The 12,011-nt window shown below is 40.3% G+C and carries 14 protein-coding genes; 11 read left to right on the top strand and 3 right to left on the bottom strand.

The genetic code is table 11. The annotated features are described in order from the left end of the window. Window positions 1-203: 203 nt before the first annotated feature. From rpsP to HT730_RS07860, 6 genes are all read left to right on the top strand, one after another. Entirely contained in the window at window positions 204-476 is a 273-nt protein-coding gene (gene rpsP, locus HT730_RS07885) for a 30S ribosomal protein S16 (RefSeq protein WP_000268760.1), read from the top strand. 19 nt (window positions 477-495) lie between these two features. After that, window positions 496-735 carry an RNA-binding protein KphA gene (gene kphA, locus HT730_RS07880; RefSeq protein WP_000379621.1) on the top strand — a complete coding sequence of 80 codons (240 nt, stop codon included), beginning with the start codon at window positions 496-498 and terminating at the stop codon, window positions 733-735. A 442-nt stretch (window positions 736-1,177) separates the two neighbouring features. Continuing rightward, window positions 1,178-1,966 (top strand): alpha/beta hydrolase, encoded by a 789-nt coding sequence (locus tag HT730_RS07875; RefSeq protein ID WP_138700525.1) that lies wholly within the window; start codon window positions 1,178-1,180, stop codon window positions 1,964-1,966. 30 nt (window positions 1,967-1,996) lie between these two features. Continuing rightward, entirely contained in the window at window positions 1,997-2,515 is a 519-nt protein-coding gene (gene rimM / locus HT730_RS07870; RefSeq protein ID WP_138700526.1) for a ribosome maturation factor RimM, read from the top strand. Next, on the top strand, window positions 2,505-3,224 hold the full coding sequence (trmD, locus tag HT730_RS07865) for a tRNA (guanosine(37)-N1)-methyltransferase TrmD (RefSeq protein WP_000686916.1): 720 nt from the start codon (window positions 2,505-2,507) through the stop codon (window positions 3,222-3,224). Before rimM ends, trmD begins: the two co-directional genes overlap by 11 nt. 11 nt (window positions 3,225-3,235) lie before the next feature. Further along, the gene (locus tag HT730_RS07860) at window positions 3,236-3,574 is read left to right on the top strand and encodes an ATP cone domain-containing protein (RefSeq protein WP_001196048.1); all 339 of its coding nucleotides are present in this window, start codon (window positions 3,236-3,238) and stop codon (window positions 3,572-3,574) included. 30 nt (window positions 3,575-3,604) lie between these two features. On the opposite strand, the gene HT730_RS07855 is transcribed toward HT730_RS07860, so the two are convergent. Next, window positions 3,605-3,925 (bottom strand): hypothetical protein, encoded by a 321-nt coding sequence (locus HT730_RS07855; protein WP_173307271.1) that lies wholly within the window; start codon window positions 3,923-3,925, stop codon window positions 3,605-3,607. A gap of 98 nt (window positions 3,926-4,023) precedes the next feature. Between HT730_RS07855 and HT730_RS07850 the strand changes: the two genes are divergently transcribed. Then, entirely contained in the window at window positions 4,024-4,239 is a 216-nt protein-coding gene (locus tag HT730_RS07850; protein WP_000807422.1) for a YdbC family protein, read from the top strand. A 53-nt stretch (window positions 4,240-4,292) separates the two neighbouring features. Here HT730_RS07850 and HT730_RS07845 read toward each other — a convergent pair whose 3' ends face one another. Continuing rightward, window positions 4,293-4,829, bottom strand: coding sequence for a biotin transporter BioY (locus tag HT730_RS07845; RefSeq protein WP_061425168.1), 537 nt, complete (start codon window positions 4,827-4,829; stop codon window positions 4,293-4,295). Between the two features lie 197 nt (window positions 4,830-5,026). Further along, window positions 5,027-6,373, bottom strand: coding sequence for a glutathione-disulfide reductase (gor, locus tag HT730_RS07840; protein WP_084927432.1), 1,347 nt, complete (start codon window positions 6,371-6,373; stop codon window positions 5,027-5,029). Window positions 6,374-6,659: 286 nt separating this feature from the next. Here gor and HT730_RS07835 point away from each other — a divergent pair, with 286 nt between their 5' ends. The 4 genes from HT730_RS07835 to metG all read left to right on the top strand — a co-directional run bounded on the left by HT730_RS07835 (window position 6,660) and on the right by metG (window position 11,932). Then, the gene (locus HT730_RS07835; RefSeq protein WP_173307270.1) at window positions 6,660-7,865 is read left to right on the top strand and encodes an efflux RND transporter periplasmic adaptor subunit; all 1,206 of its coding nucleotides are present in this window, start codon (window positions 6,660-6,662) and stop codon (window positions 7,863-7,865) included. Then, entirely contained in the window at window positions 7,849-8,550 is a 702-nt protein-coding gene (locus tag HT730_RS07830) for an ABC transporter ATP-binding protein (RefSeq protein WP_000811469.1), read from the top strand. Before HT730_RS07835 ends, HT730_RS07830 begins: the two co-directional genes overlap by 17 nt. Before the next feature lies 1 nt (window position 8,551). Then, window positions 8,552-9,811, top strand: coding sequence for an ABC transporter permease (locus HT730_RS07825; protein WP_173307269.1), 1,260 nt, complete (start codon window positions 8,552-8,554; stop codon window positions 9,809-9,811). A gap of 123 nt (window positions 9,812-9,934) precedes the next feature. Further along, complete coding sequence (gene metG, locus HT730_RS07820; protein ID WP_173307268.1) at window positions 9,935-11,932, top strand: methionine--tRNA ligase; 1,998 nt, start codon at window positions 9,935-9,937, stop codon at window positions 11,930-11,932. The last annotated feature ends 79 nt before the right edge of the window (window positions 11,933-12,011 follow it).

Below are 12,011 nucleotides of genomic sequence, written 5' to 3'. Positions count from 1 at the left end.
TTCATTGAGTATAAAATAGTATTCACGGATAGCTTCTTTCAAACATTTATTTCCTACTTCTAACAAATTTCTAAATAGTTTAAGAATTTTATAGTCTGTCAAGTTTTTTTCTTGACACCTGCCAGAAATCTGCTATAATAGAACATGTGCTAAATAGCTCAGCTATTTCACTCAAATAAAAAATAAGAAAAGAGACTTTAAAAATGGCAGTTAAAATCCGTTTGACTCGTATGGGTTCTAAGAAAAAACCTTTCTACCGTATCAACGTAGCAGATTCACGTTCACCACGTGACGGACGTTTCATCGAAACAGTTGGAACTTACAATCCACTTGTTGCTGAAAACCAAGTAACTTTGAAAGAAGACCGCGTTCTTGCATGGTTGGCTGATGGAGCTCAACCTTCAGATACAGTTCGCAACATCCTTTCAAAAGAAGGCGTATTGAAAAAATTCCACGATTCTAAATTCTCAAAATAAGTTTAAAGTAGGTTGATAGATGGATACGATTGAAAATCTCATTATTGCGATTGTGAAACCCTTGATTTCACAACCAGATGCCTTAACTATCAAGATTGAAGATACACCAGAGTTTTTGGAATATCATTTGAATCTTGATCAAAGCGATGTGGGTCGTGTAATCGGTCGTAAGGGTCGCACTATTTCTGCGATAAGAACGATTGTCTACTCTGTCCCAACTGAATACAAAAAAGTAAGAATCGTTATTGACGAAAAATAAGAAGGGCGGGACGGATGTCTCGCTTTTTTGTGTGGAGAAGTGTAAAATATCCTCATCAGGATTTGGAAAGTTTTTTAGAGGGTAAATTCCCAAACTAACTTCTAGTTTCCCACAACCTAGCTTTTAGTATTAGAAAAACGCGTGAAATCAGTGGGAATCCGTCTGAGACTAACTTCCACTGATTTTTTTTCTTGATATATAAGGGTTCAAAAGCGAAAAGACTCAGAAAAAAGTGCACGACAAATAGCCCTAAAACAAAGTCGTCTTAGAGTAACTTCCAGTTTTGGGAGAGATGGAAGTTACTTTGAGAAGTTACGAGGATTTTTAGAGGGATACTATCTATAGTGTCTTTTTTCTCCAACTTGAGAAAATCCTTGAAACATGATAAAATAAAGGATAAGGATTTTTAATAATTCATTATATAGAATGAGTGGATTTCTTTATGAAGAGGATTGAAGTATCTACAGAAATTGGTAGTCTCTCTGTTACTTATCAAAAGCAAAAGAAAGTGCTAGTTTGTTTAAGTGGCGCAGGTTTGCTACCAAGTTATGAAAATTTTTCACTTATACTTGAAAAACTTCCTCCTACAATTGGTTATTTGACAATTGATTTTCCGAACACAGGTAGGAGTTCGATTCATGACCAATCTGGAAAAAATCTAGATAAGCTTGCAGATGCAGTTTATAAAGTACTTGAAGAATTAGGGATTTCTGAATATATACTTTGTGCACATAGTTTGAGTGGAATTTTAGCTTGCAAATTACTCAAGAAACCAATTAAGTGTCAGGCTTTACTAGCAATTGAACCGACAACTAAAAACGTCATGTTTGCTGATTTTTCAGAAAATCCTTATCCAGAAATGGAAGAGCAGATGAGGCTGATTGACGAGTGTGGTCCTGAACTTTATTTTAAGAACTTAACTCAAGCAACATTTAGCCCTAAAATTAATAAAGAAATCTGGGAAATAATGCAAGAAAAAGGCTCAGAATTGGAAAATCAAGATCCAGGATTTCAGATATCTGGAGAGATTACTGAGGAAGATTTTGAGAATGTATCTATAGAATCTTATATCCCTGTGTTTATTTTTTGTCAGGCTTATAGAGAAAAAGAGTACAGAGAATCAGAATATTGGACTTCCAATACTAAACTCATTTTAGGAGGGAGTCACCATTATTTACAATGGTCAGAATCAGAACAAATTGCGACTATTATTCGAGAACTGTCAGAATAAGATGGAAAGAAGGAGACTACAGGAGACAAGATGAACTACTTTAATGTTGGGAAAATCGTCAATACGCAAGGATTGCAGGGTGAGATGCGAGTCTTGTCTGTGACAGATTTTGCAGAAGAACGGTTTAAAAAAGGGGCTGAGCTGGCCTTGTTTGATGAAAAAGATCAGTTTGTCCAAACAGTGACCATCGCTAGCCACCGTAAACAGAAGAACTTTGATATTATCAAATTCAAAGATATGTACCATATCAACGCTATCGAAAAGTATAAGGGATACAGTCTCAAGGTCGCTGAGGAAGATTTGAATGTCCTAGATGATGGTGAATTTTATTATCACGAGATTATCGGTTTGGAAGTCTATGAGAGTGATAACTTGATTGGAACCATCAAAGAAATCCTGCAACCAGGTGCCAACGATGTCTGGGTGGTCAAGCGAAAAGGCAAGCGTGACTTGTTATTGCCCTATATCCCACCAGTGGTTCTCAATGTTGATATTCCAAATAACCGCGTCGATGTGGAAATCTTAGAAGGGTTAGACGATGAAAATTGATATTTTAACCCTCTTTCCAGAGATGTTTTCTCCACTGGAGCACTCAATCGTTGGAAAGGCTCGAGAAAAAGGGCTCTTAGATATCCAGTATCATAATTTTCGAGAAAATGCTGAAAAGGCCCGCCATGTAGACGATGAGCCATATGGAGGCGGTCAGGGGATGTTGCTCCGAGCCCAACCTATTTTCGATGCCTTTGATGCTATTGAAAAGAAAAATCCGCGCGTCATTCTCCTCGATCCTGCTGGAAAGCAGTTTGATCAGGCTTATGCTGAGGATTTGGCTCAAGAGGAAGAGCTAATCTTTATCTGTGGGCACTATGAGGGTTATGATGAGCGTATTAAGACCTTGGTAACAGATGAGATTTCCCTAGGGGACTATGTCTTGACTGGTGGAGAGTTGGCGGCTATGACCATGATTGATGCGACGGTTCGCCTGATTCCAGAAGTGATTGGTAAGGAGTCCAGCCACCAAGATGATAGTTTTTCTTCAGGCCTTCTCGAATATCCTCAGTACACACGTCCCTATGATTATCGAGGCATGGTTGTCCCAGATGTACTGATGAGTGGACACCATGAAAAGATTCGTCAGTGGCGATTGTATGAGAGTTTAAAGAAAACCTACGAGCGCAGACCAGATTTGTTAGAAAATTATCAACTGACAGCAGAAGAAGAAAAAATGCTGGCAGAAATCAAAGAAAATAAAGAATAAAGGAGAAACCTATGCAAGTAATCAAACGTAATGGCGAAATTGCTGAATTTAATCCAGATAAGATTTACCAAGCTATCTTAAAGGCAGCCCAGACAGTCTATGTATTGACAGATGATTTGCGTCAAAACCTTGCACAAGTCACTAAGAAAGTGGTTCTGGATTTGGAAGAAGCCAAGGTGGAACGTGCGACGATCAGTATGATTCAATCTATGGTTGAACATCGTTTATTGGGTGCAGGTTACATTACCATTGCAGAACACTACATTTCCTATCGTCTGCAACGTGACTTGGAAAGAAGTGGTTATGGAGATCATATCGCGGTTCATTTACATTTTGAACAAGTTCGCTAAGAAAAAAGAGTGGGATGAAGTAACTACATCTCACTCTTTCTTAAATCTATTTTTTTGGGCTGTTTGGACGGTTGAAGGGACAAATCGCAGGCGTTGAATATCGCTTATGCGGATAATACGGGTCACATTTTTGGCAAAATTTTTCACGATAAGTTGTTGGCCTTGTTGATCGTATTTGATGATATCACCTGTAAAACTTGCCTCAGACAAGATAAGGTGAACAGCGGTTTGTTTCTGGATAGCCTCTTCAATAGCGGCTGTAAGGGAGTTGCTTTCAGTCTGATCTGGTTCTTCATGTCCATTTAAAAAGTCATGTATTTTATCTAGAACTTGCTGGAATTTATGTCTCATAGTGGCCTCCCTTCTTTTATATCAATATTATATAAAATTTTCCTAAAATCTACAAGATTTTACGAATAATCAGATGAAAGCTAAAAAAGGAGAAGAAAATGGCAGAATTTACATTTGAAATTGAAGAGCACTTGTTGACTCTTTCTGAAAACGAAAAAGGTTGGACCAAGGAAATCAACCGTGTGAGCTTTAATGGTGCTCCTGCAAAGTTTGATATTCGTGCTTGGAGTCCAGACCATACGAAAATGGGCAAAGGGATTACTCTCTCAAATGAAGAATTTCAAACGATGGTGGATGCCTTTAAAGGAAACTAAGTTTTCAAAATGAAAGAAAAGGATATTGAGTCATGACAACTCGATATCCTTTTTTAGTTAGCGAAGTAAGCCTGATTTTTAAGGCGTTGAAGTAGTGGACGGCTAATAAAACTAATAGCTAGAAGTTTACCAAGGTCTGGAATGATAAAAGGAATGACCCCCACAACAAGAGCTTTTTCAAATGCCATTCCAGCTAGAAAATGCAAGCTGAGAATCCCGCCGACAAAGACAAGGGCATCACCCAAGAGGTTTGCAAGAAAAATCTTGACAATACCACTCTCGCTGTTAGTTAGGGAAGAAGTAAGTCCAGAGTATACAAGATAAAACCAAAGATAACCTGCAGTAGGACCAACCAACGCCTGCAATCCTGCTCCACCTCCTGCAAAAACAGGAAGACCGATAGCACCTAGAAGAAGATAGAGTCCAACAGAAAGTACAGCCTCTCTCGGTCTAAAGACAGTAGCAATCAAGCCGATTGCAAAGTTTTGCAGAGTGAAGGGGACAGGTCCAATTGGAAGACTGATTTGTGCCAAAACAGCAATGAGAGCAGCCCCAATAGCAGGGATAGCATAAACGTGAGCTTTTTTCAAAATAGTTAACCTCTTTTATAATGTATAGTAACTATTATACTCGTAGAGTAATCATTGTCAACCAATTTTTAAAAACAAGATAACAAAAACTGTAACAGCCGATTTTGCTTACTGGTTAAGGGGTGGGTAATTGTTTTGTTGATTCGAAAACATCAAAAAAGAAGCAGACACAGTTGCATCAGCTTCTTTTATTTCGATTAACGCATAGTTACAAATTCTTCAGATGCAGTTGGGTGAATTGCCACAGTTGCATCAAAGTCAGCCTTGGTTGCTCCCATTTTGATAGCAACGGCAAATCCTTGAATCATTTCATCAACACCGTATCCAATTCCATGAAGTCCGACAACTTTTTCTTCTGAACCAGCTGTGATCAATTTGAAACGAGTTTCTTGACGGTTGCAAGTGCAAGCAGAGTACATAGAAGTAAAGCTTGATTTGTAAACCTTGATTTGGTCTTGACCGTATTCTTTAATAGCTTGCTCTTCTGTCAAACCAACCGTTCCGATAGCAGGGTGTGAAAAGACGACAGTTGGAATAGTTGAGTAATCCATTTTTGCAGTAGTTTTTCCGTTAAAGAGACGTTCAGATAGGGTACGCCCAGCCTTGATTGCAACTGGGGTCAGTTCTTTCTCGCCCGTTACATCACCTAGAGCGTAAATTCCTTCAACAACAGTATTTTGATATTCATCCACTTGGATAAAGCCACGTTCGTTCAGAGTTACTCCAGCTTTTTCAAGTTGCAAGCCCTTAACGTTTGGACGGCGACCAGTAGCCCAGATAACTTGGCTAGCTGTGTGACTAGTACCATCTTCGAAATGAATGGTAATGCCTTCAGCAGTTTTTTCTAACTTGGCAGGGACTTTGTGAGTATGAAGTGGCAAGTTTGTTCTTTCCATTTCCTTGACCAGACCTTCAACGATGTAAGAATCAAAACCACGTAAAGGACGATCGCGGCGAACAAAGAGGTCTGTCTTAACACCAAAAGTGTGGAGTACGCCAGCCAATTCAACGGCAATATAACCCGCGCCTAGAATAGCAACTGACTCTGGCAATTCTTCCCAAGCAAATACATCATCAGAAGAGCCACCTAGCTCAGCACCAGGAATATTTGGAATACTTGGATGGGCACCTGTAGCAATCACGATATGTTTAGCACGAATGAGTTCACCATTTACGCTAACAGTATGAGAATCTACAAATTCAGCATGGCCTTCAATCAAGTCTACACCGTTGCGTTTAAAACTGCCATCATAAGAAGAACGAGCGCGATCAATGTAGGCTTCACGATTGCGACGTAGGGTTGCAAAGTCAAAGTTAAGATCAGTAGTCTTAAAGCCGTAGTCTTCTCCAAATTGATGGAAAGTCTCAGCGATTTGTGCTCCGTACCACATGATTTTTTTAGGAACACAGCCGACGTTGACGCAGGTTCCACCTAGTTTCTTTTCCTCAATAACGGCCGCTTTGGCTCCGTGTTCACCAGCACGGTTCATGGTAGCAATTCCTCCGCTACCTCCACCGATAGCAATGATATCGTATTCTCTCATTGAAAACTCCTTTGTACTCTTTTAAATAGTCGAGTGTCTTTTTTGATAGTCATATTCTATCTTTTTTTTGATGTGATTGCAAAAATCTGCTACGCACAAAAAATTGCAAAAAAGCTTGCCAAATAAGTCAAAATAATGTATTATATAACTAGTACAATAGAAAAGGAGAATTTCCGAACGATTGTTTAATCCTGAATTGTCATTATTTCCATCTGAACTGCATTGTTTGCTGGAGGGAAATCTGGTATAATAGCAAAGTATTGTAAAAAAGAAAAGGAGTTTCATTATGAAGAAAAAGAATGGTAAAGCTAAAAAGTGGCAATTGTATGCAGCAATTGGTGCTGCGAGTGTAGTTGTATTGGGTGCTGGGGGGATTTTACTCTTTAGACAACCCTCGCAAACTGATGTTAAGGATGAAACGCCGCATCTAGTAGTGGCAAAAGAGGGAACTGTTGCTTCGTCGGTTTTATTGTCAGGGACAGTAACGGCAAAAAATGAACAATACGTTTATTTTGATGCTAGCAAGGGAGATTTAGACGAAATCCTTGTTTCTGTGGGGGATAAGGTCAGCGAAGGGCAGGCTTTAGTCAAGTACAGTAGTTCAGAAGCCCAGGCGGCCTATGATTCAGCGAGTCGAGCAGTAGCTAAGGCAGATCGTCATATCAATGAACTCAATCAAGCACGAAATGAAGCCGCTTCAGCTCCGGCTCCTCAAGCCTCTGCGCCAGCAGGAGGAGAAGATGCAACGGTGCAAAGTCCAACTCCAGTGGCTGGAAATTCTGTTGCTTCTATTGACGCTCAGTTGGGTGATGCCCGTGATGCGCGTGCAGACGCTGCGGCGCAATTAAGTAAGGCTCAAAGTCAGTTAGATGCAATGACGGTTCTCAGTACCCTAGAGGGAACTGTGGTCGAAGTCAACCACAATGTTTCTAAATCTCCAACAGGAGCTAGCCAAGTAGTCGTTCATGTCGTAAGTAATGAAAACTTGCAAGTTAAGGGAGAATTGTCTGAATATAACCTCGCCAACCTATCTGTAGGTCAAGAAGTAAGCTTTACTTCTAAAGTGTATCCTGATAAAAAATGGACTGGGAAATTAAGCTATATTTCTGACTATCCTAAAAACAATGGTGAAGCAGCTAGTCCAGCTGCCGCAGCTTCTGGTAATTCTGGTTCTAAATATCCATACACTATTGATGTTACAAGTGAAATTGGTGATTTGAAACAAGGATTCTCAGTAAGTGTTGAGGTCAAAAATAAGAGTAAAGCCATTTTGGTTCCTCTAACAAGTGTTGTGACTGAAAATGATAAGAACTATGTCTGGGTGCTTGACGAGCAGAAAAAGGCCAAGAAAGTGGAAGTTGGTTTGGGTAATGCTGATGCAGACAACCAAGAAATCACTTCAGGTCTGACAAATGGAGTCAAGGTCATCAGTAACCCAACGTCTTCTCTAGAGGAAGGAAAAGAGGTGAAGGCTGATGAAGCAACTAATTAGTCTAAAAAATATCTGCAGAAGCTACCGTAACGGTGACCAAGAACTGCAGGTTCTCAAAAATATCAACCTAGAAGTGAATGAGGGTGAATTCGTTGCTATCATGGGACCATCTGGTTCTGGTAAGTCTACTCTCATGAATACGATTGGGATGTTGGATACACCAAGTAGTGGAGAGTATTATCTTGAAGGTCAAGAAGTGGCTGGATTGGGTGAAAAACAACTAGCTAAGGTTCGCAACCAACAAATCGGTTTTGTCTTTCAGCAGTTCTTTCTTCTATCTAAACTCAATGCTCTGCAAAATGTAGAATTGCCCTTGATTTACGCAGGAGTTTCGGCTTCAAAACGTCGCAAGTTAGCTGAGGAATATCTAGATAAGGTTGAATTGACAGAACGTAGTCATCATTTGCCTTCGGAATTATCTGGTGGTCAAAAGCAACGTGTGGCTATTGCGCGTGCCTTGGTAAACAATCCTTCTATTATTCTAGCAGACGAACCGACAGGAGCCTTGGATACCAAAACAGGGAACCAAATTATGCAACTATTGGTTGACTTGAACAAAGAAGGAAAAACCATTATCATGGTAACGCATGAGCCTGAAATAGCTGCTTATGCCAAACGTCAGATTGTCATTCGCGATGGAGTTATTTCATCTGATAGTGCTCAGTTAGAAAAGGAGGAAAACTAAGATGCAGAATCTGAAATTTGCCTTTTCATCTATTATGGCTCACAAGATGCGTTCTTTGCTTACCATGATTGGGATTATTATCGGTGTTTCATCAGTTGTTGTGATTATGGCTTTGGGAGATTCCCTATCTCGTCAAGTCAATAAAGATATGACCAAATCTCAGAAAAATATTAGCGTCTTCTTCTCTCCTAAAAAAAGTAAAGATGGGTCTTTTACTCAGAAACAATCAGCTTTTACGGTTTCTGGAAAAGAAGAGGAAGTTCCTGTTGAACCACCAAAACCGCAAGAATCTTGGGTCAAGGAGGCAGCCAAACTCAAGGGAGTGGATAGTTACTATGTAACCAATTCAACAAATGCCATCTTGACCTATCAAGATAAAAAGGTTGAGAATGCTAATTTGACAGGTGGAAACAGAACTTATATGGAGGCTGTTAAGAATGAAATTATTGCAGGTCGTAGTCTAAGAGAGCAAGATTTCAAAGAGTTTGCAAGTGTCATTTTGCTAGATGAGGAATTGTCCATTAGTTTATTTGGCTCTCCACAAGAGGCTATTAACAAGGTTGTAGAAGTCAATGATTTTAGTTACCGAGTCATTGGGGTTTATACTAGTCCAGAGGCTAAAAGGTCAAAAATATATGGGTTTGGTGGCTTGCCTATTACTACCAATATCTCCCTTGCTGCGAATTTTAATGTAGATGAAATAGCTAGTATTGTCTTTCGAGTGAATGATACCAGTTTAACTCCAACTCTGGGTCCAGAACTGGCACGAAAAATGACAGAACTTGCAGGCTTGCAACAGGGAGAATATCAGGTGGCAGATGAGTCGCTTACATTTGCAGAAATTCAACAATCGTTTAGTTTTATGACGACGATTATCAGTTCCATCGCAGGGATTTCCCTCTTTGTTGGAGGAACTGGTGTTATGAACATCATGCTGGTTTCTGTTACAGAGCGTACCCGTGAGATTGGTCTCCGTAAGGCTTTGGGTGCAACGCGTGCCAATATTTTAATCCAGTTTTTGATTGAATCCATGATTTTGACCTTGTTAGGTGGCTTAATTGGTTTGACAATTGCAAGTGGTTTAACTGCCTTAGCAGGTTTGTTACTGCAAGGCTTGATTACGGGTATAGAAGTTGGAGTATCAATCCCAGTTGCCCTATTTAGTCTTGCAGTTTCGGCTAGCGTGGGTATGATCTTTGGAGTCTTGCCAGCCAACAAGGCATCGAAACTTGACCCAATCGAAGCCCTTCGTTATGAATAAGATCAACAAGATGGACACTCGTCTATCTTGTTTTTGTATAGATTTCCCTATCGAAAATCCTTAAAAATGTGATATAATGAAGTGTTAGAAAAACAGGTTTCATTTGCCTGGAAAGGAAAAATTATGTCTGAAAAGAATTTTTATATTACAACGCCGATTTACTATCCATCTGGGAAACTTCATATCGGTTCTGCCTACACAACCATCGCCTGTGATGTCCTAGCCCGTTACAAACGCCTAATGGGCTACGATGTCTTTTATCTGACAGGTCTTGATGAGCATGGTCAAAAGATTCAACAAAAAGCAGAAGAAGCTGGCATTACACCACAAGCCTATGTTGATGGAATGGCAGTTGGAGTTAAAGAACTCTGGCAATTACTAGATATCTCATACGATAAATTTATCCGTACAACGGATGACTACCATGAAAAAGTTGTCGCACAGGTCTTTGAGCGCTTGCTTGCTCAAGATGACATCTATTTGGGTGAATACTCTGGCTGGTATTCAGTATCAGATGAAGAATTCTTTACAGAAAGCCAGCTTGCGGAAGTATTCCGTGATGAAGCTGGAAATGTAACTGGTGGTATTGCTCCATCAGGTCACGAGGTTGAATGGGTATCTGAAGAATCATACTTCCTTCGCCTCAGCAAATACCAAGATCGTTTGGTCGAATTTTTCAAGTCCCATCCTGAATTTATCACTCCAGATGGTCGTCTCAATGAAATGCTTCGCAACTTCATCGAGCCAGGTTTAGAGGATTTGGCAGTTTCTCGTACAACCTTTACATGGGGTGTGCCAGTCCCATCAAATCCTAAGCACGTTGTCTATGTTTGGATTGATGCCCTTCTTAACTATGCGACAGCTCTTGGCTACGGTCAAGACGAACATAGTAACTTTGACAAGTTCTGGAATGGAACAGTCTTCCACATGGTAGGAAAAGACATCCTTCGTTTCCACTCCATCTACTGGCCAATCCTTCTTATGATGTTGGATGTTAAATTACCTGATCGTTTGATTGCCCATGGTTGGTTTGTCATGAAAGATGGTAAAATGTCTAAATCTAAAGGGAATGTCGTTTACCCTGAAATGTTGGTAGAGCGTTATGGACTAGATCCACTTCGTTACTACCTCATGCGCAGTCTTCCAGTTGGTTCAGATGGAACTTTCACTCCTGAAGACTATGTCGGCCGTATCAACTATGAATTGGCTAATGACCTTGGCAACCTCCTCAACCGTACGGTTTCCATGATTAACAAGTATTTTGATGGACAAATTCCAGCCTATGTAGAGGGTGTAACAGAGTTTGACAATGCTCTTGCTGAGGTTGCAGAACAATCAATCGCAGACTACCATACACACATGGAAGCAGTTGACTACCCACGTGCGCTTGAAGCAGTCTGGACTCTTATCTCTCGTACTAATAAATACATCGACGAGACAGCTCCATGGATCTTGGCTAAGGATGAAGCACTTCGTGACCAATTGGCAAGTGTGATGAGCCACTTGGCAGCCAGCCTTCGTGTCGTCGCTCACTTGATTGAACCATTTATGATGGAAACTAGTCGTGCGGTTATGACTCAACTTGGCTTAGCAGAAGTTTCTAGTCTTGAAAACTTGAGTTTGGCTGCTTTCCCTGAGGGTGTAACAGTAGTTGCCAAAGGAACACCAATCTTCCCACGTCTGGATATGGAAGAAGAAATCGCCTATATCAAGGAACAAATGGAAGGCAACAAGCCAGCTGTCGAAAAAGAATGGAATCCGGACGAAGTCGAACTCAAACTCAACAAGGATGAAATCAAGTTTGAAGACTTTGACAAGGTCGAAATCCGTGTCGCAGAAGTCAAAGAAGTGTCTAAAGTAGAAGGTTCTGATAAGTTGCTCCAATTCCGCTTGGATGCTGGTGATGGTGAAGATCGTCAAATCCTCTCAGGAATTGCAAAATACTATCCAAATGAACAAGAATTGGTCGGCAAGAAAGTTCAAATCGTTGCCAATCTCAAACCACGTAAAATGATGAAAAAATATGTCAGCCAAGGGATGATTCTCTCAGCTGAACATGATGGACAATTAACCCTTCTTACAGTTGATCCAGCTGTACCAAACGGAAGTGTGATTGGGTAAAAATAGACAGGACTAGTTCATGCTAGTTCTGTTTTTTATTTATACTAAATGAAAATAAAAGAGCAAACTAGGAAGCTAG

Source organism: Streptococcus sp. k-628 (genome assembly GCF_013277475.1).
Taxonomy (GTDB): Bacteria; Bacillota; Bacilli; order Lactobacillales; family Streptococcaceae; genus Streptococcus.
The sequence above is the reverse complement of the archived record's forward strand: the minus strand, read 5'-3'. Positions and strand labels throughout refer to the sequence as shown.

Coding starts and splice junctions, on each gene's coding strand:
- kphA (WP_000379621.1), top strand. CDS start 496: ATGGATACGATTGAAAATCTCATTATTGCGATTGTGAAACCCTTGATT.
- HT730_RS07860 (WP_001196048.1), top strand. CDS start 3,236: ATGCAAGTAATCAAACGTAATGGCGAAATTGCTGAATTTAATCCAGAT.
- HT730_RS07825 (WP_173307269.1), top strand. CDS start 8,552: ATGCAGAATCTGAAATTTGCCTTTTCATCTATTATGGCTCACAAGATG.
- HT730_RS07875 (WP_138700525.1), top strand. CDS start 1,178: ATGAAGAGGATTGAAGTATCTACAGAAATTGGTAGTCTCTCTGTTACT.
- rpsP (WP_000268760.1), top strand. CDS start 204: ATGGCAGTTAAAATCCGTTTGACTCGTATGGGTTCTAAGAAAAAACCT.
- HT730_RS07830 (WP_000811469.1), top strand. CDS start 7,849: ATGAAGCAACTAATTAGTCTAAAAAATATCTGCAGAAGCTACCGTAAC.
- HT730_RS07835 (WP_173307270.1), top strand. CDS start 6,660: ATGAAGAAAAAGAATGGTAAAGCTAAAAAGTGGCAATTGTATGCAGCA.
- HT730_RS07855 (WP_173307271.1), bottom strand. CDS start 3,925: ATGAGACATAAATTCCAGCAAGTTCTAGATAAAATACATGACTTTTTA.
- metG (WP_173307268.1), top strand. CDS start 9,935: ATGTCTGAAAAGAATTTTTATATTACAACGCCGATTTACTATCCATCT.
- trmD (WP_000686916.1), top strand. CDS start 2,505: ATGAAAATTGATATTTTAACCCTCTTTCCAGAGATGTTTTCTCCACTG.
- gor (WP_084927432.1), bottom strand. CDS start 6,373: ATGAGAGAATACGATATCATTGCTATCGGTGGAGGTAGCGGAGGAATT.
- HT730_RS07850 (WP_000807422.1), top strand. CDS start 4,024: ATGGCAGAATTTACATTTGAAATTGAAGAGCACTTGTTGACTCTTTCT.
- rimM (WP_138700526.1), top strand. CDS start 1,997: ATGAACTACTTTAATGTTGGGAAAATCGTCAATACGCAAGGATTGCAG.